The following is a 21,478-nucleotide window of genomic DNA, read 5'->3' as shown; positions in this document are numbered from 1 at the left end:
TCGAACGAGGTATCGCTGAGCTCGATCAACTCTCCAATGATCCGGCGAAAGGTAGGATACGGCGGCCAGGTGCTGGACGAAAAAAAAGATCGAAACCGATCCCGACCTCGAAGACAATCTGAACGAACTATTGAGCGTTCGTGTTGGAGGCGATCCTGATGAGCCCGACGTGGTTTACACAAACCTGGCCTCCACTGAAATGGCTGAGAAGGCGGCCGAGGCCGGCACCCCTGTGAGCGACAAGACGGTCTCCGCTTGGCTGAATAGCTTGAAGATCGGTTTTCGAAAAATGATCAAAACTATTTCCGGTGGCTTGTCAGCGGATCGCGAGCAGCAGTTTGATCTCATCGCAGGACATGTGGAGAGCTATCAGGCTGCCGGCAATCCGGTCTTTTCGATCGACACAAAAAGCAAAGAATTCCTGGGCCGTCTTTACCGGGCCGGTCGCATTCGCACCACAGAGCCCATTGAAGCGTTCGACCACGACTTTCCGAGTTGGGCTGATGGCGTTGTGATTCCTCACGGAATCTACGACATCGGACGAAATGCTGGGCACGTCAACATTGGACTCTCTCACGAGACGAGTCGCTTCGCGACCGATAGCCTCAAATGGTACTGGAACCGGATAGGGAAACGTTGTTATCCGGATACCAATTCCATTTTGCTATTGTGCGATTGCGGCGGTAGCAACTCAGCTTCAAAATACATCTTCAAGCACTACCTTCAAAAGTTGGTCGACACGATCGGCATCGAAATTCGGGTAGCCCACTATCCAAGCTACTGTTCAAAATACAATCCGATTGAACGCCGTTTTTTTCCGCATCTTGGACGTGCTTGCTCCGGGATGCTTTTCGATAAGTTGGAAACAGTTGTCAAGTTGATGCGGAACACATCGACTCGGACCGGCCTTCGCACTACGGTCAACGTCTTGCGAGGGTTGTACGAGACGGGTGAGAACGCGACCGCAACAATGAAAGCAGCTCTGCGTACAGTTTTTGACGAACAAATACCGAGATGGAACTATCGATTCTCGCCAATTAACCGACACTAATTGTTCCGGCGGTCCTAACCAAAACGCGTCAATTCGGAGGTTGGTCGAGCACGAAAGCGGTGGCGTATCAGCAACGCTGCCTTGCCTCCCTGAGTGCAGTCGACGGTGCGGAGGCTCGCATGGCCGTGATGGCTGCGGTGGAAGAAGCGGAGGCCGAGTTGGAGACCGAGCCGGAGCTATGCTGTGAGCACTGTGGCAGCGAGTCGGTTCGTCTGACGCACGAGTATCCGAAGCGATCCTGGAGCGTGATCTTGGGACGCGATTCGGAGTGTAGCCCAGGTTGGTACCGAGAGAGCCAAAAACTTGATGATATTCGGTTCTGGGACGATGCGATGGGGGAAGGTTTTTCGGAGTGGTACGAGTGGTATCTGAAAAGTGGCATTGAAAGTGCAAGAGAGTCCCCGGGCTTGGACGCCATGACCGAGACGACCGCAGAAACTGGCATGCAGCAACTCATGCTGTTCTAATAGCGTCCCCCAGATCGGCCAAGTCGTGCCGACAAACTTCAACGCACGATCTATCCGTGTACTCCGTACCCGGATAGATCGCATTTCGTTACGTCAACAGGTATGAGATGGAATTCGCCGCAGACTTGATTGCGAAGGCGACGTCACTTGGATTGGCGCCAGACGATTTTCGTCTCGTTGACGCGCAATCCGTCCCTACACTTGTCCATGATTGCAACCACGCATTTCCCGACATCCCATTGTTCTTGTGGTGGCCGCATCCGAAACGTGAAACCGGCGAGCCGCCCTCCGAGTCTTTTACGTCACACCAATTCATCGACCAACTGGGCTATCAACGAATTCCCGAACTTGTGTCCGATCAAACCGAACGGATCTGGATGTTCGCAGAGAACTGGGGCATGGTTGATAGACGAGGGTATGACGCGTTAGTTGCATTTCACACAACGCCGCGCCACGCGCATGACGTTATCGGAGAATCGCACGGATTTGAATACATCCTCGTATCACAGACGCTAGACTGGTTGATCGCGGAAAACGATCACCGATACTTAATCGTTTCGGGATGTAGCGTCGTCGACCGCCTCAGAGAGATCACGACGTAACCATGCCGTGCACACGAAGGACGGCTTGCGCGGTTGTTGAAGTGGAAAATCCATCGTCCGTCCTCGGTGACGGCTGCCGTTCGTCGCAAAAGGTGATTCCGCCATCCTCAATGAACCTTTTCTACATACTCGCTCACGGGCATTCGTTCGACGTCGAACGGTTTATTGGGAGTTCAACGTTGATACCGTCACTGACGTGGAATGTCGGACAGCGGTCGCACGGAATGGTTCGGGCAGATACGGACGGGTTTATCATTTACCTCACTGAGGAAGCACTTGGCTATCAAGCTCAGCAGACAATAGCGGTGGAATTCATCCGTAAGAATCAGGAGGAACTACGACGCTGTTGTAACTTTCCAGGAGTCGACTACTTTCTGCTTTCACTTCATGTCGTGTTGCCGCTAACCGATTCGACTTTCGGCTTTGGGGCGAATGCGAATATGGATCTGCTTGAAGCGTGTGTAGGAGTAGGACTTAACCCAACCATATTCGTTGAATTCGACCGTGGGACTGGCGATTCCAATTTGCTTGACACGAATCAAGGCAACGCCGAATAATGGACGAACCATGGATTGCAACGAAGTGCTCGATCGGCTGTTTCACCTCGCGTAGAATCAACTGCTCGCACTCGCTGAATCCGAACGTTGAACTGGCCTTCGGGTTGAGCTGCAAACATTGATTGCGAGGTGCCGATGGCCATCACGCTTCAACAGATTTTCGGACGCTATTTCGACTCCTTCGCCTCGCGTTTTCACGTCTCGCGGGAGATGCTTCGCGCCGCATGGTGCATCCAACACTGTCGCACTCGGACGCTCGGTGGGCACGTCAACAGTTGCCCCGAAGGTCACTACCACAGCATCGCCTACAACTCCTGTCGGCATCGGTGCTGCCCCCAGTGCGCCTGGGTGGCCCGAGAGCAGTGGCTGGCCAAATGTAAGCAACGCTTGCTGCCCTGCCCGCATCATCACATCGTCTTCACACTCCCGAGCGAACTGAATCGAATCTGGCGGTTCAACAAGGCTGCCTATGCAGAGACCCTCTTCAACGCCGCGAAGGAAACACTCCAGCAACTGCTCAAGGACCCCAAGTACCTCGGTGCGAAGCCTGGGATCCTGGCGGCGCTGCACACCTGGAACCAGACCCTGTTGCCGCACGTGCACTTGCATTGCATCGTCACCGCCGGCGGGCTGGCTGGTGATGGGACGTGGCGCCGTCCCCAAAAAGATTGTTTGCTGCCCCGCAAAGTGTTGATGCTCAAGTTCCGCGGCAAATTCAAGGCGATGCTTCAGCAGAAGGTTCAATCAGGCAAGATCCAATTGCCCGACTCGATGAGCGCGTCCGACTTTCAGAAGCTGTTGGCCAAGCTCAGCGACAAACCGTGGAACGTCAAAATATTTGACGCCTATCGTGATGGCTCCGGTGTGGCGACCTATTTGGCTCGGTACATCAAGGGCGGCCCGATCGGCAAGTCACGGTTACTGGACGTTCAAGATGACAAGGTCGTGTTTCGCTATCGGATTGGAACGCAGGACGGTGGGGACGGGAAACGTCAGGGGGTGACCGCGTTGCCGATCGATCAGTTTCTCGGCCGCTGGCTGGAGCACGTGCCGCCGCGGCGATTTCAGACGGTCCGCGGCTACGGTCTGTACAGCGGCAACCAATACTCCCAGCTCGATGAGGCCCGTGCCGCGCTCGGCGTGGAGCCGCCAGAGTCCGACTCGCTTGAACAGTTGACTTGGCAACAATGGTGCGAGTCGGCCGGGCTGCTTGATGCTTGCACGTGTCCGGTGTGTGGTAAACGGTTGGTCTCGCATCACGAATTTTCCGCCGGGCGGGATCCTCCCTCTGATGCGTATTCTTGGCGTGAGAAACAAGGGCAAGCCGCATGATGCCGCTGGAGAATTTCACAAGGGACAGCCATTGCCACCGACGGTACCGAAGGTGCGCGCCCGATGAGGTCCATTCGTTGGGGACAGCTGCGAGAATCCCCCACGACGGGTCGTTCGATCGGGTAAACTCCTAAACATCGGTCGAGCCGGTCCCACGACATCGGGGCCGAACGAAGGCCTCGTTCAACCAAAAAATGCACCCGAGTCGCGAAGTCGGGCGTTTTGACATTGGAGAATCTCTCGTCGCGACCGGGTGATTTTAAACGTTCGTCGCACTAGACCTCAATCAAGCGAACACTGGATGATGAAAATCTGAAAAAACTCGAAACCCTCGGCGTTTTGCGGGTGTATTGGAGGTAACTACAACTTCAACGCACTCACTCAGCAGAGGATTTCGAGTGAACGACAATTTACGCCGTCGATTTCATCGCCGCAAGCGAGTTCTTTTGCAACGTATCGATAAGAAGAAGGGCAAGACGCATACGCCCATGATTCGCCCTTTGCGGGCGAAGTACGAACTGGCCAATAAAGTTGAGGCGATCTCCTGCGGTGGAATCGGCATGATCATGCAGCTTGTCCAGCAATTCGGATTGCGAAAGCACATCAACCAGTCCGCGCCAGTGTTTAAGCTTCACGCGCCGTACGACGAAGCCGACCACGTGCTCAATATTGCCCTGAATCTATTGGCCGGGGGGACCTGCCTCGAACATTTAGAGCATCGCCGCACCGACCAGGCGTACCTGGATGCACTCGGCGCAGAACGGATTCCCGATCCGACAACCGCTGGTGACTTCTGCCGCCGTTTTGATGGTTTCAAGCTACTGCTCTTGATGCAGGGAATTAACGCGGCACGCAAGAAGGTTTGGAAGCAACAATCCGATGCGTTCTTCGAGCAGGCCACGATTGAAGCCGATGGTACGATGGTTGAGACTTGCGGTGAAAAGAAGGAGGGCGTCGGAATCAACTACAAAGGTCAGTGGGGATACCATCCACTGGTTGTAACGCTCGCGGAAACCAAAGAGTTGCTGTATCTGGCCAACCGCAGCGGCAATCGTCCCAGCGGTGAAGGCTCATCGTTCTACTTCGACAGGGCGATCGAATTGTGTCGCAGTGCCGGGTTTCGAAAGATCCTGTTGCGTGGTGACACAGACTTTTCGTCAACTCAACATCTCGATCGATGGGACGCGCAGGGCGTCCGTTTTGTGTTTGGTTATGACGCCAACAAAACACTGACTGCAATTGCCGATTCCCTCGACGAATCGGCATGGAAACCGCTCCGGCGGCAAAGATCGACTTCGAAAAATCCGCGTGCAAAACGTCCGAATTACAAAGAGCAAATCGTCGTAGAAAATGGCTACGAGAACAAAAAACTGCGTGCTGAAAGCTACGCTGAGTTTCCGTATCAGCCCGGCAACTGCAAGCGTCCCTACCGGATGGTTGCTGTTCGCAAAAACATCGACGTCACGACCGGACAGCAATTCCTGTTCAGCACCGAAAAGTACTTCTTCTACATCAGCAATGAACCAAAGCAAGAAAAGCAGTCGCGTGAATTGATCGGAGACGGCAATCATCGCTGCGATCAGGAAAACACGATTAGCCAGCTCAAGGCGAGTCACGCATTGACCGCGCCACTGGATTCACTGGAAAGCAATTGGGCGTACATGTTGTTCGCTTCTCTTGCCTGGACGCTGAAGCTTTGGAGTGGACTGATGGTCCGCGTCAAAGGGAATCCGGGTCAGAAGAAGGCGAGGAAGCGGCTCCGTGACCGCGTGATCAAAATGGAGTTTTCGACGTTCCTGACATCGTTGATCCAGATCCCGGCCCAAGTCATCCGCTCATCGCGTCAGTTGAAGTTGCGGATTCTGACATACCGTCTCGGCGTCGAAAATTTGTTCACGCTCAGTGACCATATTGCGATGCCGCTTCGAACGTGACACGTCGCAACCAACGAAGCCGGAGTCCGGACGCTCCGGTACCGCCGCTAACGCCTAACCCGAGAAACGAAACATTGAGCACCATACATTGCGAAATTTTTGATAAGGAGCAGTGCTCCCGCGTGCCCCGCTGCGCCTCGGAAATCTACAGCCGTCATCCAAAATCAACGCCCGCGTTCGCTTGATTGAGGACTAGAGGCCAGAACTCTTTCTTCACTTACCGAATTGGCTACACGATACACATGCTCTAATTGCGCGTTCAGCCAGACCGTGGATTACGTCCCGCGTAAATACCGTCTTCCAAATGGTGCGGGGTTCCTAATGGCTCAGATGCACACCTATTGCGATCAATGTCGCGCGATTACGGTTGTCGAGAGCTTAAAGCAGGTTCCAGCTGCAATCGATCATGACGCAGAGATGCTGGCCTTCTACGAGGGGAAGTTGGCAAAACTTCCTGCTGATTCTGATGAAGCGAGACGGCTGCGTGAACGAATTGGTGAAATGGCAACGTACACCGAGACCGCTGCGAAACTCTTCGCGGAGCTTCAGGCCAACAGGCGGAAGCCACAACGTTGTCTTCGGTGCGACAACACGGACGTCGAGATTCCTGACAATGATCATCCGACACTAAGACATCGTCCGTGTACGGGAGTATTGTCTGCTCCGTTCATGATAGGCGGTGGCGTGCTTCATCCCGGGTTTTACAACATCCCGCATACTTATAACGTGGACGGAGACCTGATTGAGATTGGCAAAAAAGTAACGCCTTCGGGCTCCTCGCCCTTGCCGCTTTGGTGGGTGGATGAACACGTTTCGGAAGATCTTGGATAGAATCGACGAACCATGCGATGCAACGGAGCACGGCATGGGATTTTTACAAATGGTGACCACATGGGCCGTGCCCGCTGATCACCACCGTTCGCGTTCCCAAATCGTACTCGTACTCAGGCGTCAGCCGGTACTCCTACTCGTACTCGACTGGAAGGCAAACAAACCGATGCCGGACGCCCACGCTGCTGAACGTTGTGACTGAACTCGGCCCACCTGATGTCATCGAACCTCCGTTTCCTGGGATTCGCATTTGATGTCACGGTTCGATAGGTGCGCGGTCGACTCGGCCGACGAAGACAAACCGGCGCCTGTCGATTTCAACGGTTGATCGTGACATCACTGATTCCGACGATTGGATTCGGGTATGCCGGCAGAGCGAAGTGTCTTAGGCCCGGAGGGCCGGTAGAGTGTCTGCCGGTGGCGTGAGCCACCGGGGGTGGATTCAAAGGAATGCTCAAGGCCCAGCGGGCCGACACAATGCCCGCGTTTGGAGTGGACCGGGAGGCCCATTGTGCCGGCCTTCCAGGCCTCAGCAAATTCGTACTTTCGATACCGGTGGCTGACACCACCGGCAAGCATTGTGCCAGCCCTCCGGGCTTCATCCCGACTCCACATAGAAATCGGTTCAGCGAGGGGAGTGAAAGTTTCCACGGCCATTCCGATCGGGTACATTGGCCGCGAGCGACGATGGCTCAAGCTGTCGTCGCGGCCGACCGCGCGAACCAAGTGGTGCACCGCAGTCGGCGAGTTGAGTTTGTTTTTGAGTTTAGGTCCATCGCGCCGACGCGGTGACCACCGCCGTTCTGTCGATGAAGAAACTCAATCCGTACGAGCCGACGAATGTCGCGACGGAAGACCGAACGCTTCTTGAGCGTCTACGGAGAATGGTCTTCGCGCCGACGCCCTCGCGTATTGCCCCAGAACAACCAATGCGGTGGGTTGTGGACGCAGTGATTGCGTTTGTGTTGATTATCGCCGGAATCGCATTCGCCGAATTGCTGCGCGACGCTTTTGCTTACTTGGGGCCGCTCGCATATCCAACGGCGTTGCTCGTTTCCTGGTTTCCGACGGGGTTGTGGATTCACTATTGCAACGTTGGCCGCGACAGTATTCACTCAAACGCAACGCTGATTCTTGTGCTTCTTGTCGTCTTCGCTGCATCCACAGGATGGGCTGGGCTAATGTTGCTTCCCGTCAGCATCCTCACACTACTGCCCATTTTGTTGATCGAATGGATTACTGGTAAGATAGTGCTGTCGGCGTTACCAGGTGGACACGAACGACCTGGGGTCACGCGAAGAACGACAGAACCATGAAATGCACGGGAGAACGGGTGGTCCGTTTTCTCGTCTGCTTGCAAGTCTCTCGCCCGTTCCCCGTGATTTCTACCGTTCACGCTGGTAACCCACGCCTGACGACAGCGGCCACTTCTTCTTTTGCGTCTTCTCGCGTTCTTTTGTGGCAATTGATTTGCTGTCGTTTGATCGTGACTCGAAGGTCGCCCACCTGAATTCATCGGACCTCAATTTCCTGGGTTTCGCATTTGATGTCACGGTTCGATAGGTGCGCGGTCGACTCGGCCGGCGAAGGCAAACCGACGCCTGTCGATCGAGTACGAGCACGAGTACCGCAATGCTGAGTACGAGTACGATCCAAGACAAGCCGACGCCTGAAGTGCCGACCGCAGATTGGGACACTGGATTTCCCACGGCGATTCCGATCGAGTACATTGACAAAGAGCGGCGATGGCTCGGGCTGAAGTCGTGGCCGGACACGTGAACCAAGTGGTGCACCGCAGTCGGCGAGTTGAGTTCGTTTTTGAGTTCCGGTCGATCGCGCCGACGCGGTGACCACCGCCGTTCACGCTGCTAACCGGCGCCTGGTGACAGCGTCCACTTCTTCTTTTGCGTCTTCTCGCGTTCTTTTGTGGCAATTGATTTGCTGTCGTTTGATCGTGACCCGGAGGACGTCCACCGGATTTCATCGGACCTCTGTTTCCCGGGATTCGCATTTGATGTCACGGTTCGATAGGTGCGCGGTCGACTCGACCGACGAAGACAAACCGGCGCCTGTTGATCGAGTACGAGCACGAGTACCGCGATGCTGAGTACGAGTACGATTCAAGACAGACCGACGCCTGAAGTGCCGACCGCTGATTGGGACGCTCGATTTCCCACGACGATTCCGATCGAGTACATTGACAAAGAGCGGCGATGGCTCGGGCTGTCGTCGTGGCCGGACGCGTGAACCAAGTGGTGCACCGCAGTCGGCGAGTCGAGTTTGTTTTTGAGTTCAGGTCCATCGCGCCGACGCGGTGACCACCGCCGTTCTGCCATAGGATCGGATGTCACTCGCCACATGTTTTTCGGAAACCCAGAAGACTTTGCGATCGAGGCAATGACGGAGCCTCATTTAATAGCTCCATCTGCCGTGTGGGGTAGAATGTGCGTGCATATTGGTCCTGTCATTCTCGGTGATTTTTCGGATGAACACTGCGGTTTGTACGGCGCTTACTGCGGGTTCAAGGAGCTACTCAACAGGAAGACCCGACTCTGGGACGCATCATTTGATGGGTTGGCTCGCGAGCAGATCCATGATCTCGTTCGAAACGCAATCTATGGCGACGACGACAGGCCGATGGCTGCGGTCTTGGCAGATTCACAGCGATATCGACAATTTGATTTTCTGACAAATTGGGATGAACAGTTCGACGGATTTGCTTCTGTGATCATCCAAGAAAATGCCACGACAACCACAATTCTGCATCGCCCACACTCTGCATTTGCACGTCAACGAGAGCCGGGGTCATTTGTGGTCGCGATTTGCAGTACAATTGGATTTCGAAATGCGTGTGCCGGGCTGGTTGAGTGGTTTGACCGCGAAGCTGCAAGGCTCACACTTGATGAAGGCAGAACCATGACATGAACCGAAGCGGCGGAATCGAGGTTTTTGAAGTGGTGAGTCGTTCGCCGCCGCTCGGTTATGTCCGCCGTTCGTGGCGGTAGACGTGGCTGCGATCGACCAACGCCTGTCGTCCATGCTGCTGATTGGTGCGCTCGAGGTTGGCCCACCTGATGTCATCGAACCTCCGTTTCCTGGGATTCGCTTTTGATGTCGCGGTTTGACGGGTGCGCGGTCGACTCGGCTGACAAAGACAACCCGACGCCTGTCGATTTCAATGCTGACAACCGACGCCTGTCATCCCGACTGGAGATTGGGACGCTGGAATTCCCCATGGCGATTCTGATCGAGTACATTGGCAAGCCGCGACAGTCGTTCCAAACCGGCGTGCCGACCGACGCCACGAACCCGGCGATGCACCCCAGCACGCTCGTCGTTGCGATACACAAACTCTCACCCCACCCCGATCATCACGCTCACGCCAACTCAATCGTAAAGGCCCGCGTGCGAGGTGATCGCTGATGTTCTGCCACCGAATAAATGATCCCACTCGATGTCACGACGATTCTCGGCAACAAGACAAAACCATGGTTTCACGTTTGCCAACTGAACGTTCGTCGCGAGGATGCAGCGTCATTCTTTGACGTCGAACCAGTTGTTGCTGATGAACCCGGTCTTGGTGACGCCGACTATTGGGCAGTTCAATTTGACTGCGGGTTAGAGCTTGGGTTTGAATTCTTTCATCTGTCCGAAGGCGCTTCTGTTTACGCTGATTTGCCGTGTGTTCAACATGTACGTCGGCATCTGCGCCACTGGGAACGTGAACTGGTTGACGTCCCGCCCGACATGTTCGCCCCTGACCGCGAGGCAATGATCGAGCGGTTTGCCGACCAGAAATCTGCCTTGCTTGAACTTGATGCCTTTCAGGTCTGGCGACAGGGAGACGATGGCAACCAAGTCAAGATCGGAATCCCAACCACCAAACGCGACGCCGATTGCTGGGTCGCGGAATTTGAATCTCACCACCACAAGCAGATATACTGGGTTTCCCGATGCGTCAACGCTTCAACGTGACGCAAGAAGGCAGAACAATGCCGTGCACACGGAGCACGGCTTGCGCGTTTTCACGAATGGAAAGTCGTCTCTCCGTGCCCGGTGACGGCTACCGTTCGCCGACGGAATCCCGGCACCTGGCCACGTGTATGAGCGAAGAATCCAACGACGAACAAACATCCGTGCAGAGACCGCAGTTTTCGCTCCGCACGCTGTTCAAGATCACGACATACTCCGCAGTCCTTATCTACATCGTCTGGAACTCATGGGATCATTTGGGATTAACTTTGATCGTATTCATCCTAATGTCTCCATTCATCTTCTTTGCCGAGATCGTTGACTTGGTGCTGGGCGTAAAGAAGCGATGACATGGTCGACGCTGCATTCGGAATCCTGTCGCGTTGTCACCCGCGGCATCCTATAATGCAATCACATGCGGCCTTGTTGCCGAACCGACTGCAACTCACGTCTTCTCCCGCGGCAACTGTCGTAAAGCGGCGAACCATGGGTTGCAACGGAGGCCGCGAGTTGACGTTTTTGAAGTGGAGAGTCGTTCGCGCGGCCCCGCTGAACCCTACCGTTCGCCTCTTAAAGAAACTTGGTAATTCACTCGGACCTCCAATCGTCACCGGCGATTCACTGCCCAATGTGCCGAAGGCAGACGTCGACCCAAATCGTCTATGGTTTCCCGCTTCAAGAAGATTTGCCTGCTCGATGCGTCTATGGCGGTGAGGAGTGTTCCATTCACGCACCAACTCATTTCTGTGATCGGTGCGATTTCGCATGGCGATTTGCCGACTATCCGCCCCTTTACTTTGCGTTCCCAGGAAAATGCTACTTCTGCTCAGAATCGCTTAATGCAAATGACAAGTTGACCTACAGCATGGAGTTCGAGCATTGGATCTCATCTGATCGCTCTGATTTGAACTTGACTGACGACACTTTCATTCAAAACCTCTACCCTGTTTGCGGACCTTGTCGAGAAAGTATTCGCAGCAATCTGGACGATCTCTTAGATCAAGAATGCCTGGATGAGAAAGATCGGGTCACCGCTGTAAGGTATTGGATTGCTGGCGTTGTATGCTTCATTTTGTTTTTTTATTTCGTGACGATGGCAAAGAAATGAAGGCGAACCATGGCATGAACCGAAGACGCGGAGTCGAGGTTTTTGAAGTGGTGAGTCGTTCGCCGCGTCTCGGTTATGCCCGCCGTTCGCGCTCCCAAATCGTACTCGTACTCAGGCGTCAGCCGGTACTCCTACTCGTACTCGACTGGAAGGCAAACAGACCAATGCCGGTCGCCCACGCTGCAGAACGTTGTGGCTGAACTCGGCCCACCTGATGTCATCGGACCTCCGTTTCCTAAGATTCGCATTTGATGTCACGGTTCGATAGATGCGCGGTCGACCAAGACAAACCGACGCCTGTCGATTCGAGTAGGAGTACGAGTACCGCGGTGCTGAGTACGAGTACGATCCAAGACAAACCGGCGCCTGAAATGCCGACCGCTGATTGGGACACTGGATTTCCCACGGCGATTCCGATCGAGTACATTGACAAAGAGCGGCGATGGCTCGGGCTGTCGTCGTGGCCGGACGCGTGAACTATGTGGTGCACCGCAGTCGGCGAGTTGAGTTTGTTTTTGAGTTTAGGTCCATCGCGCCGACGCGGTGACCACCGCCGTTATCCCCAGACGAATTCCAACCTGACAGATACATGGACTCCGATTCCAAATTAACTTCACTTTTTGAGGCTGAGGTCTCACGTCTTGGTTTCACTTGCGAGTGGCTCGATCCGTCGTACTGCCAATTGCGAAAGGGTGGGCTGGAGTCACTCGTATGCCTCCAATTCCTACGAGATGACTTTTCTCACTCGCAAGATTTTGAATCCGTTTCTGAATTCGCACGAGAGCAGTGTCGTTCGTTTGACATGCGATTTGCTGAGACTCCTTCCGCTACAAACATCGACCTAGGTTCCAGCCAGATCATTCATTCAGATACCGTTGTGCCAACGACATTAGACAACCCGGATGAACTTATTGCGAGATGGTCCGCCCCAGGGTTTCTGATCCGCGCCGGTAGGATACCGATCAACGGCCAAACATCGTCTATCTACTTTGGGCTGTTTGGCGGCGAGCACTTTGATGTACTCGAGGATTTTGGGGCGTTCTGCGCGCGAATGTTCACCGTCCGTCAAGATTGGTATTCGACGATGGATTTCGAGGAAGCAATTATGATGGCGTACGATCCAAGTGACGTAACCCCGTTTGAGTCATCGACACCAGGATCTGGTAGTATCCGGGACCTCTTGAAGTCACTTGAGATTTCAGTTGATCTTGGTTTTCTTCCGAGCGATCACGCGACTCGATACGATTGGTGGGGTGATCGCACGAACTTGATGTTGACGGCACAACTGGAGCAGCATTGGCTAGACCTGTTCATTTCCTAATGACACAGGCGGTAAACACGGCAGGGGATAACCATCGGATGCACGACGAGTCGCCGAGTCGTCGTTTTTGAAGTGGACGATCTCGCGCGGCGACCGCGTGATCCGTAGCGTTCACGCTGCTAACCGACGCCTGACGACAGCGCACCCTTCTTCTTTTGCGTCTTCTTGCGTTCTTTTGTGGCAATTGATTCGCTGTCGTTTGATCGTGACCCCAAGATCGCCCACCGGATGTCATCGAACCTCCGTTTCCTGGGATTCGCATTTGATGTCATCGTTCGATAGGTGCGCGGTCGACTCGGCCGACGAAGACAAACCGACGCCTGTCGATGCCAACGCTGACAACCGACGCCTGAAGTGCCGACCGCTGATTGGGATACTCGATTTCCCACGGCAATTCCGATCGAGTACATTGGCCGCGAGCGGCGATGGCTCGGGCTGTCGTCATGGCCGACCGCGTGAACCAAGTGGTGCACCGCAGTCGGCGAGTTGAGTTTGTTTTTGAGATCAGGTCCATCGCGCCGACGCGGTGACCACCGCCGTTACCCGACTGACTGCCTCGCGCGTTGTCACTTCTACCAGCGACTATCAATGTCGAATGTCAAGCTGAAATACATTGCGACAATGTCGCCCTTCGTTCTTGTGTTCGTTGCGATGGCGATCTGGATGCTCGCCGACCTGATTGGTATCGAGAAGAGTGGCGACACCTACACATACCGCGTCAAACACAATTTTGCTTGGTTGATCCTGCCATTCGCGGGGTTCTTGCTAGCTTCCGGCGTATTTATCGCCCGGCTAGGCCGTATCGCGGCTTTATGTTCGCTCTTCTTCTTTGGTTTCGCTCTGTACGCTGGCTGGTTTGCTTTAACGTCCGACATGTCAAACCAACATGTTCGTGTGACCCCTAACGAAGTGTATTCCGAGTGGGGGACGAGGTCAGATCCTGTCTCCGTTTCCATTGATTTTCGTGAGTTGGAGCGTCTGGCTCTGACGAGCAAGCTGGAAGGCGAGAATAGGCGGCGGTATATTGTTGGCACAACCAAGACCGGAACGACAATTGAAATGCCAGTCAATGACATCGTCCAGGTTGCGTTGAAGCGAGTGTTTTTGAATGCAAGAATACACAATGTCAATCTTGACCTTGACGGTCTGCCGAACCCGGAGAATAGCGGGTAACCATCGGTTGCAACGGAGGCCGCGAGTTGGCGTTTTTGAAGTGGTAAGTCGTTCGCGCGGCCCCGCTGAACCGTACCGTTGAACTGGCCTTGCGGGGGGATGACCTGCCAACATCGATTGCGAGGTGCCAATGGCCATCACGCTTCAAGAAATCTTCGCAGGCTACTTCGACTCGTTCGCGGCGCGTTTCCGTGTTTCGCGGGACATGCTTCACGCCGCATGGTGCATCCAGCATTGCCGTACCCGAACGCTCGGCGGGCACGTCAACAGTTGTCCCGACGGTCATTATCACAGCATCGCCTACAACTCCTGCCGGCATCGCTGCTGCCCCCAGTGTGCTTGGGTGCCTCGTGAACAGTGGCTGGCAAGATCGAAGCAACGCCTCCTGCCCTGCCCGCATCACCACGTCGTCTTCACCCTGCCGAGCGAACTGAATCCGATTTGGCGTTTCAACAAAGCAGCGTACGCCAACACCTTGTTCGCCGCGGCAACGGAAACGCTCTGCCAGCTACTCGACGACCCCAAGTACCTCGGTGCAAAGCCCGGAATCCTGGCCGCCCTGCACACTTGGAACCAGACCTTAATGCCGCACGTGCATTTGCATTGCATCGTCACCGCCGGCGGATTGTCTGATGACGGAACGTGGCTCCGCCCTCAGAAGAATTGTTTGCTGCCCCGCAAAGTCTTGATGATCAAGTTTCGCGGCAAGTTCAAGGCAATGCTCCAGCAAAAGGTTCGATCGGGTGAGATCAAACTGCCTGACTCGATCAGCCCCAACGACTTCAAGAGGACGTTGGCCAAGCTGAGTGGCAAACCGTGGAACGTCAAGAGTTTCGACGCCTACCGAGACGGTTCGGGAGTGGCGACCTACCTGGCTCGGTACATCAAAGGTGGCCCGATCGGCAACTCAAGGTTGCTGGGCATTCGTGACGACAAGGTCGTCTTTCGCTATCGGATTGGGACGCAGGACGGAGGCGACGGCAAGCGTCAGGGGGTGGCGGAAGTGCCGATCGATCAATTCCTCGGTCGCTGGTTGTTGCACGTTCCGCCGCGTCGTTTCCAGACGGTTCGCGGCTACGGGCTCTACAGCGGCAACCAGCACAGTCGGATCGATGAGGCCCGCTGTGCCCTCGGCGTGGCACCGCCGGAGTCGGAAGAGCCGTTGAGCTGGCAAGAGTGGTGCGAGTCGGCCGGGATGCTTGATGCTTGCACGTGTCCGGTGTGCGGCAAGCGGTTAGTCTCGCATCACGAATTCGCGGCCGGCCGTGGGCCACCGAGTGAAGCGTTTGGCTGGCGAGAGAAACGAGGGCAAGCCGCATGAGGCCGCTGGAGAAGTTGACAACGGACAGCAAGTGCCACCGACGCTACCGAAGGTGCGCGCCCGGGTCGGAGTGTTCTTCACTGCCAACCGCCTAAAACCCCAGCTCGGGGTCAATCGAACTGGTAAAGTACTAAACCGATGGCCGAGCCGGTCCCGCGACGACGGGGCCGAACGCAAGGCCCGTTCAACCAAACGTTGCACCCGACTTAGCATCAGGGGCAACGAAGTGCCACCAAGCCCACTCACCCGCCAACGTTCGCCGCCGCTAAGCAGGTGAACGTAGACGTTCACGCTGCTAACCGACGCCTGACGACAGCGCCCACTTCTACTTTCGCGTCTTCTCGCGTTCTTTTGTGGCAATTGATTCGCCGTCGTTGGATCGTGCCCCGGAGGACGCCCACCGGATGTCATCGAACCTCTGTTTCCTGGGATTCGCATTTGATGTCACCGTTCGATAGGTGCGCGGTCGACTCGGCCGGCGAAGGCAAACCGACGCCTGTCGATCGAGTACGAGCACGAGTACCGCAATGCTGAGTACGAGTACGATCCAAGACAAACCGACGCCTGAAGTGCCGACCGCAGATTGGGACACTGGATTTCCCACGGCGATTCCGATCGAGTACATTGGCAAAGAGCGGCAATGGCTCGGGCTGTCGTCGTGGCCGGACGCGTGAACTATGTGGTGCACCGCAGTCGGCGAGTTGAGTTTGTTTTTGAGTTTAGGTCCATCGCGCCGACGCGGTGACCACCGCCGTTCACGCTGCTAACCGACGCCTGACGACAGCGCCCACTTCTGCTTTCGCGTCTTCTCGCGTTCTTTTGTGGCAATTGATTCGCCGTCGTTTGATCGTGACCCGAAGGTCGCCCACCGGATGTCATCGAACCTCCGTTTCCTGGGTTTCGCATTTGATGTCACGGTTCGATAGGTGCGCGGTCGACTCGGCCGGCGAAGGCAAACCGACGCCTGGCGATCGAGTACGAGCACGAGTACCGCAATGCTGAGTACGAGTACGATCCAAGACAAACCGACGCCTGAAGTGCCGACCGCTGATTGGGTGACTCGATTTCCCACGACGATTCCGATCGAGTACATTGACAAAGAGCGGCGATGGCTCGGGCTGTCGTCGTGGCCGACCGGTGCACCGCAGTCGGCGAGTAGAGTTTGTTTTTGAGTTCTGGTCCATCGCGCCGACGCGGTGACCACCGCCGTTATCGCAATTAGAGATTCGATTTTTCGCGGCAATGCCAATGCTTTCGCAAGATGATCGAGACGAACTTGACTTCGACAAGATCGGCCCAATACTCGAATCCTTGGTCGGCTCCGATCGGGTCACGGATGCTGAACGCCGAGCGATTGATTTGTGCGCGCGAGCAGCTGTTGATTTCATGCACGCTAAACACAGCGTGACGATGGATTCGTTCTACGCACGCTACGACATCCAACAACATGCCGCAAAATCCAAGTCGGATTGGCTGAGCCGTCACCAGGATGCGAGGGCAGGTGAAATGGCTTTTATTGCGACGAAATGGTATGTTACTTCCCACGATCCCGACGGGCGTCTTCAACTGACGGAAGTTGCCGACGCTTGGTGGCCCGAAGGGATTGACGAGAGGCGATAACCATGGCATCCACCGAAGATCGCGAGTCGGCGTTTTCAAAGTGTCGGATCTATCGCGCGATCTCGGTGATGCCTGCCGTTCGTCGACTTGGCAAGAACTGAAATTCACGTGAGCGACACTACATTTCCACGATTTCTTCATCGCGTCAATTTCCTCATGGACCGATCTGTCGTTTGGTCAGCACTATCCCTATCCTGTTCCTTGTTCGTGTTTGGATGTGGAGAATCGACATCGACTTCTCGTGACGCGAAACCAATTGCATTTGTACAGGCAAGTCTTGATTTTCGTTCCACACCAACCTCAAACGAATTCAGTGTCGAGGTTGTGGACGACAAAGGCAAACGCGTGCAAGACGTCAGGGTCGTCTTAAGGCTATCTGACGTTTTTGCCGGACTTGATCGAGTCATAGTGCCTGTTTCGATCGAGGGTGGGCGCGCCAGCTTTGAGCCTCAGAGTCTACGGCAATCGGAGCGTGGAACGCTTTGGGTCTACAGTCCTTCAATTGGGCTCTCCGCTTTCCACGTCAGCAATGCCGAATTACAACGGGTGCATTCCCATTTAGTTGACGTTTTTGCTAGCAACCCGTCGGGGGCTTGGCTGCTGTTTCTGGATCCGGTGTTGACGGTATCTTGGGCGATTCAAGGATGATTTTCCACTCGCCTAGCAAGGATGCCGACGACAATGCAAGGACTAGACATGGGGCAAGAGAATGGTGAACGGATTGAGTCGGCCGAAGAAATGCTCGCGCTCTTTTACGCTCAGTTGGTTCCCAAAGTTACGCTCTGGAAACAACGGATCTCAGATCATCCCGAGCAACTCGCAACGCTGGAAAGAACCATCCATGATGCCTTTGCCCGCGGTGCGGACATGGTCGTCGCCGGGCTGATCTCCGCGACCATGATCGAAAAAGGTTTTGAAAAGGCATGCCAATCGAGTCGGGTCAACTTCTCAAGACCGCTTCAGAAAGGGCGCGAGACTAGGGTCGCCGTTCGTTTGCTCGGCGGCATGCTGTTCTGGGCCACAGCGCTCTACTGTGCCCCTAAGAAAAAGTTGCTTGGTCGAGACGATTCGCCCCGCGTCGGCTTGCATGTTTCGCTTGCTCAATTCGGGTTCGGCAAAGGCGTCTCGCCCGCGCTGGAGAGTCGCGTGGCACGCCAAGTGGCATTGTGTCCTTCGATCGAAGTGGCTCACCGAGAACTGGTTCGCGATGGTATCACACTTGATATCAAGGCGGTCAAACGGATCGCCTATCAATCTGGCGACGGCTTATTGCGCCTACGACGGCATCGGCTCAAACTGTTTCGGCAGGGCAAGTTGGCGAGCACCGGTGAATTGGCCGGGAAACGAGTGTCGGTGCAAATTGATGGCGGAAGAATGAAAATACGCGGCAAAATGCTACCTGCATCGACTTCCAATGCGTCAAGCGATGATGTCGCTCAGGGGCAAGCTGACTCGCCCGGGCGCTCGGCAAAGAAACCTGCACGCTCGTTTGAAGCGGACTGGCGGGAGCCTAAACTGATGACGATTTTTGTTCACGACGAGCAGGGGCGGATGGTGAAGGAGCATGAAGCGACGATCGACGGCACCCTGACTGGGCCCGACGCGATCGCCGAATTGGTTGCGATGCATCTGCATCGGCTCGGAGCCGCGGAGGCACATAGCGTGACGTTCGTCGCCGATGGCGCCCCCTGGATTTGGGATCGTATTGATCGCATCATTCAATATGCGGGACTCACGAGCGTCGTCACGCATCAGGTCTTGGACTGCTGCCATGCGGTGCATCACGTTTCCAAAGCGCTTGCTTCGCTTGGGCTCGACGCAGACGTCCGCCAGGGGCTTTATCGTCAGTACCGAACGCTGCTGCGAAACGGTCAATGGCGGCGAGTGGTTGATGAGCTCGCCGGCCTAGAACGCGTCGGAAAATCGGCCACAGAACTGGAAACAGAAATCCATTACCTTTGCCGACATGGTGAAGCGGGTCGGTTGAGTTACCCTGCCTATCGTCGCAGCGGAATCCCTTGTGGTAGCGGGGCGATCGAAAGCAGCATTCGCCGCGTGATCAATTTGCGTCTAAAGAGCAATGCAATGTTTTGGAAAAGCGAAAACGCGGAGCAGATGCTTCAAGTTCGCGCTCATCTGATTCCTAATCGTTGGGATGAATCAATCGGCGAGCTGGCCGAATTCCGTCGCACCCAGGCAAGCGACAGTTGGCACTGGGAGCCTCGTCCAATGAGCTGCAAAGTTGAAGCCACTGACCAACAACTCCTTTCGGCCGACGATTAACGTGATTTTTGCGTCAACTAAATGGGAATGCACCCATTACAACAGCCTTGGTACGGAGCGCGAATCTCGCGATCAACTGAGAATCAAACAACTGCTTCTTTCTATGCGCAGAATAGTCAACCTCTCCACAGTCGGTTCGTAGGCGTTTCCAGGCTCTTCGCCGTCCACAATGGCGTCACTGTTGCGTCAGAGGTGCCGGAAGAATTGTGGAAGGACTGCAGAGAAATCACTGATGAGTCTGGAGAAGCAGAATTCCCGTTGGCATACACAATTGAGGCAACTGAGTTTCGCCTAAGGAGTGTTCGTTTTGGTGAACAACGATTTTCAATTGCTGAAGGCGGGACGAACGAATTCACTGTCGCTGAGACTGGGACTGTCAGACTTGCAATAGAAGACGTGGTTGCCCTTGAGTCCATCAAGGAACTGCGACTGTTTTCAGATGCTAATGCCTCAGTACGCGGATTTCATCGTCTACGCAATCCGCAACAACGCGCCTTCGAGATACCTATGACAACAGGGATCCTAGAAATTACTGCGTCCTTTCACGATGATAAGTATGTACTTGTTCCGAGTGAGCCTGGCCCTTGGCGCGTTCGACCAGGAGAAACAACCGAGGTGTCTTTCACAACCGAACTCGGTTGTCAGATAACGGGAAGACTCGTGTCTGAAACAAGCGATGGCTTATCGCCGGTTGCGGGAGCCGGAGTGCATGTTCGCCATATCGAGGCAGTCGATCGGGGTGGCTATGTACAGACCAGTGAGGACGGCCGCTTTTCGGCATGCGTACCGGAAGGATCCCTAGAGATCGGCCGAACAGTATTTACCCCCCATGCTACGCTTTGGCTTGAAGAAGACATTGAGCGATTAATTTCGCCTGGCGACAGGCACGTCGATCTTGGTGACGTGCGTCTTCCGCAACTTCTTTCCGTAGAAGGAACGATCACAGATGGCAACGGTAAACCCCTTCGATTTACTGCGGTTTCGTGCTCCGAAGCAGGTCATGTCGTCGGAGGTGCAAGAACCAACGAACATGGCGAATTCACTTTGTTAACCCAATCACGTGACATTGACCAATTCTCAGTCTGGGCACGCGAAATGTTTGGTCGCTTTGATGCCAAAGTACTGAGCAACGATCCATTAGGGCTACAGGTCAATTTCCCTTGGAATTCAGAGTGACTGTTTATAGGCAATTCATGCGACGAACCATGGGATGCAACGGAGCGGCGGTGGTGCGGTTTTTGGTGAGATCAATGTCAACTCCCGCCGCCCGCTGATCCCGGACGTTCCCCGACGGAAATTGCGCAATGCATCACGATTGTTGGGCTCTAGCGGTGGATGAAGCCGAATCCGTACGAGCCACAACACCACGCGATTCCAGATGCATCTGCCGAAACGTTGGCGACACGTTTCTGGACTCGGCGGCCCGCCTTCCTATCGTTTGTGTTCATCACGACGGTGTCCGCATACTACGGCGGGCTGACCGAAAACGCATTGAGTACGCCGTACCTTCAACCGCATCTGGGGTTCGGGTTCTTTTGGGGGTTTCTCGATGGTGGCTTGATTCTTGCGGCGATTGTCACTGGTGCCGTCGCACTCTGCACGGCGTTCGTTAAGCGTTTCGCACTACATCACTACGGATTCGTGATCGCAATATCGTTCCTAGTCTTCTCACTTTCCTGGTACTTCTTTGTCGCGTTCTTCGGGATTTAGAATCGACTCACCGACACTAGAACCTTGAATCACGGGGAACCATCGGTTGCACCCAAGTACGGGTGGATCGATAATAGGCCATCACAACGTCTTTCGCCCGTACTGGGTGAACCGCCCCGTTCGTGGCGGTAGACGTGGCTGCGATGGTCCAGCGCCTGTCGTCCATGCTGCTGATTGGTGCGCTTGAGGTTGGCCC

General features: G+C 55.0%; 22 protein-coding genes. 21 read left to right on the top strand and 1 reads right to left on the bottom strand.

The window, feature by feature from the left end:
• The first annotated feature begins 130 nt into the window (after positions 1-130).
• Together Enr13x_RS34280 and Enr13x_RS34275 are read left to right on the top strand one after the other, a co-directional pair.
• Complete coding sequence (locus Enr13x_RS34280; RefSeq protein ID WP_231743739.1) at positions 131-1,051, top strand: ISAzo13 family transposase; 921 nt, start codon at positions 131-133, stop codon at positions 1,049-1,051.
• Positions 1,052-1,170: 119 nt separating this feature from the next.
• Positions 1,171-1,518: a hypothetical protein gene (locus Enr13x_RS34275; RefSeq protein ID WP_145391391.1), complete on the top strand. Its 348-nt coding sequence runs from the start codon at positions 1,171-1,173 to the stop codon at positions 1,516-1,518.
• A 1,003-nt stretch (positions 1,519-2,521) separates the two neighbouring features.
• Here Enr13x_RS34275 and Enr13x_RS38600 read toward each other — a convergent pair.
• Positions 2,522-2,689, bottom strand: coding sequence for a hypothetical protein (locus tag Enr13x_RS38600; protein ID WP_197455571.1), 168 nt, complete (start codon positions 2,687-2,689; stop codon positions 2,522-2,524).
• Positions 2,690-2,812: 123 nt separating this feature from the next.
• Here Enr13x_RS38600 and Enr13x_RS34270 point away from each other — a divergent pair, with 123 nt between their 5' ends.
• From Enr13x_RS34270 to Enr13x_RS34195, 19 genes are all read left to right on the top strand, one after another.
• Positions 2,813-4,009, top strand: a complete 1,197-nt coding sequence (locus Enr13x_RS34270) for an IS91 family transposase (RefSeq protein WP_145385673.1) — start codon at positions 2,813-2,815, stop codon at positions 4,007-4,009.
• Between the two features lie 488 nt (positions 4,010-4,497).
• Positions 4,498-5,943: an IS1380 family transposase gene (locus Enr13x_RS34265; protein ID WP_145391390.1), complete on the top strand. Its 1,446-nt coding sequence runs from the start codon at positions 4,498-4,500 to the stop codon at positions 5,941-5,943.
• 321 nt (positions 5,944-6,264) lie between these two features.
• Complete coding sequence (locus Enr13x_RS34260) at positions 6,265-6,774, top strand: hypothetical protein (RefSeq protein WP_145391389.1); 510 nt, start codon at positions 6,265-6,267, stop codon at positions 6,772-6,774.
• Positions 6,775-7,583: 809 nt separating this feature from the next.
• The gene (locus Enr13x_RS34255) at positions 7,584-8,090 is read left to right on the top strand and encodes a hypothetical protein (protein ID WP_145390898.1); all 507 of its coding nucleotides are present in this window, start codon (positions 7,584-7,586) and stop codon (positions 8,088-8,090) included.
• Between the two features lie 316 nt (positions 8,091-8,406).
• On the top strand, positions 8,407-8,553 hold the full coding sequence (locus Enr13x_RS38595; RefSeq protein WP_197455570.1) for a hypothetical protein: 147 nt from the start codon (positions 8,407-8,409) through the stop codon (positions 8,551-8,553).
• A gap of 321 nt (positions 8,554-8,874) precedes the next feature.
• Positions 8,875-9,021, top strand: a complete 147-nt coding sequence (locus Enr13x_RS38590; RefSeq protein ID WP_197455569.1) for a hypothetical protein — start codon at positions 8,875-8,877, stop codon at positions 9,019-9,021.
• Positions 9,022-9,132: 111 nt separating this feature from the next.
• The gene (locus Enr13x_RS34250; RefSeq protein ID WP_231743950.1) at positions 9,133-9,699 is read left to right on the top strand and encodes a hypothetical protein; all 567 of its coding nucleotides are present in this window, start codon (positions 9,133-9,135) and stop codon (positions 9,697-9,699) included.
• Between the two features lie 186 nt (positions 9,700-9,885).
• Positions 9,886-10,197 (top strand): hypothetical protein, encoded by a 312-nt coding sequence (locus Enr13x_RS34245; RefSeq protein ID WP_145391388.1) that lies wholly within the window; start codon positions 9,886-9,888, stop codon positions 10,195-10,197.
• A gap of 18 nt (positions 10,198-10,215) precedes the next feature.
• Positions 10,216-10,749 (top strand): hypothetical protein, encoded by a 534-nt coding sequence (locus Enr13x_RS38585; protein WP_197455568.1) that lies wholly within the window; start codon positions 10,216-10,218, stop codon positions 10,747-10,749.
• A 1,356-nt stretch (positions 10,750-12,105) separates the two neighbouring features.
• Positions 12,106-12,330 (top strand): hypothetical protein, encoded by a 225-nt coding sequence (locus Enr13x_RS34235; RefSeq protein ID WP_145391387.1) that lies wholly within the window; start codon positions 12,106-12,108, stop codon positions 12,328-12,330.
• Between the two features lie 113 nt (positions 12,331-12,443).
• The gene (locus Enr13x_RS34230) at positions 12,444-13,175 is read left to right on the top strand and encodes a hypothetical protein (protein ID WP_197455567.1); all 732 of its coding nucleotides are present in this window, start codon (positions 12,444-12,446) and stop codon (positions 13,173-13,175) included.
• Positions 13,176-13,763: 588 nt separating this feature from the next.
• A complete protein-coding gene (locus tag Enr13x_RS34220) occupies positions 13,764-14,348 on the top strand; it encodes a hypothetical protein (RefSeq protein WP_145391384.1) in 585 nt (194 codons plus the stop codon).
• Positions 14,349-14,478: 130 nt separating this feature from the next.
• Positions 14,479-15,669 carry an IS91 family transposase gene (locus Enr13x_RS34215; RefSeq protein ID WP_145391383.1) on the top strand — a complete coding sequence of 397 codons (1,191 nt, stop codon included), beginning with the start codon at positions 14,479-14,481 and terminating at the stop codon, positions 15,667-15,669.
• Positions 15,670-16,196: 527 nt separating this feature from the next.
• Positions 16,197-16,343, top strand: coding sequence for a hypothetical protein (locus tag Enr13x_RS38580; RefSeq protein ID WP_197455566.1), 147 nt, complete (start codon positions 16,197-16,199; stop codon positions 16,341-16,343).
• Between the two features lie 321 nt (positions 16,344-16,664).
• Positions 16,665-16,841, top strand: coding sequence for a hypothetical protein (locus tag Enr13x_RS38575; RefSeq protein WP_197455565.1), 177 nt, complete (start codon positions 16,665-16,667; stop codon positions 16,839-16,841).
• A 76-nt stretch (positions 16,842-16,917) separates the two neighbouring features.
• Positions 16,918-17,289, top strand: a complete 372-nt coding sequence (locus Enr13x_RS34210) for a hypothetical protein (RefSeq protein ID WP_145391382.1) — start codon at positions 16,918-16,920, stop codon at positions 17,287-17,289.
• A gap of 696 nt (positions 17,290-17,985) precedes the next feature.
• Positions 17,986-19,572 (top strand): hypothetical protein, encoded by a 1,587-nt coding sequence (locus Enr13x_RS34205; protein ID WP_145385934.1) that lies wholly within the window; start codon positions 17,986-17,988, stop codon positions 19,570-19,572.
• Between the two features lie 192 nt (positions 19,573-19,764).
• The gene (locus Enr13x_RS34200; protein WP_145391381.1) at positions 19,765-20,748 is read left to right on the top strand and encodes a hypothetical protein; all 984 of its coding nucleotides are present in this window, start codon (positions 19,765-19,767) and stop codon (positions 20,746-20,748) included.
• Positions 20,749-20,907: 159 nt separating this feature from the next.
• Positions 20,908-21,282 carry a hypothetical protein gene (locus Enr13x_RS34195; protein ID WP_145391380.1) on the top strand — a complete coding sequence of 125 codons (375 nt, stop codon included), beginning with the start codon at positions 20,908-20,910 and terminating at the stop codon, positions 21,280-21,282.
• Positions 21,283-21,478: the final 196 nt, after the last annotated feature.

The sequence above is a fragment of the Stieleria neptunia genome (assembly GCF_007754155.1).
Classification (GTDB): domain Bacteria; phylum Planctomycetota; class Planctomycetia; order Pirellulales; family Pirellulaceae; genus Stieleria; species Stieleria neptunia.
Note: the sequence above shows the minus strand (reverse complement) of the source record. Positions and strands in the feature narration are given on the sequence as shown.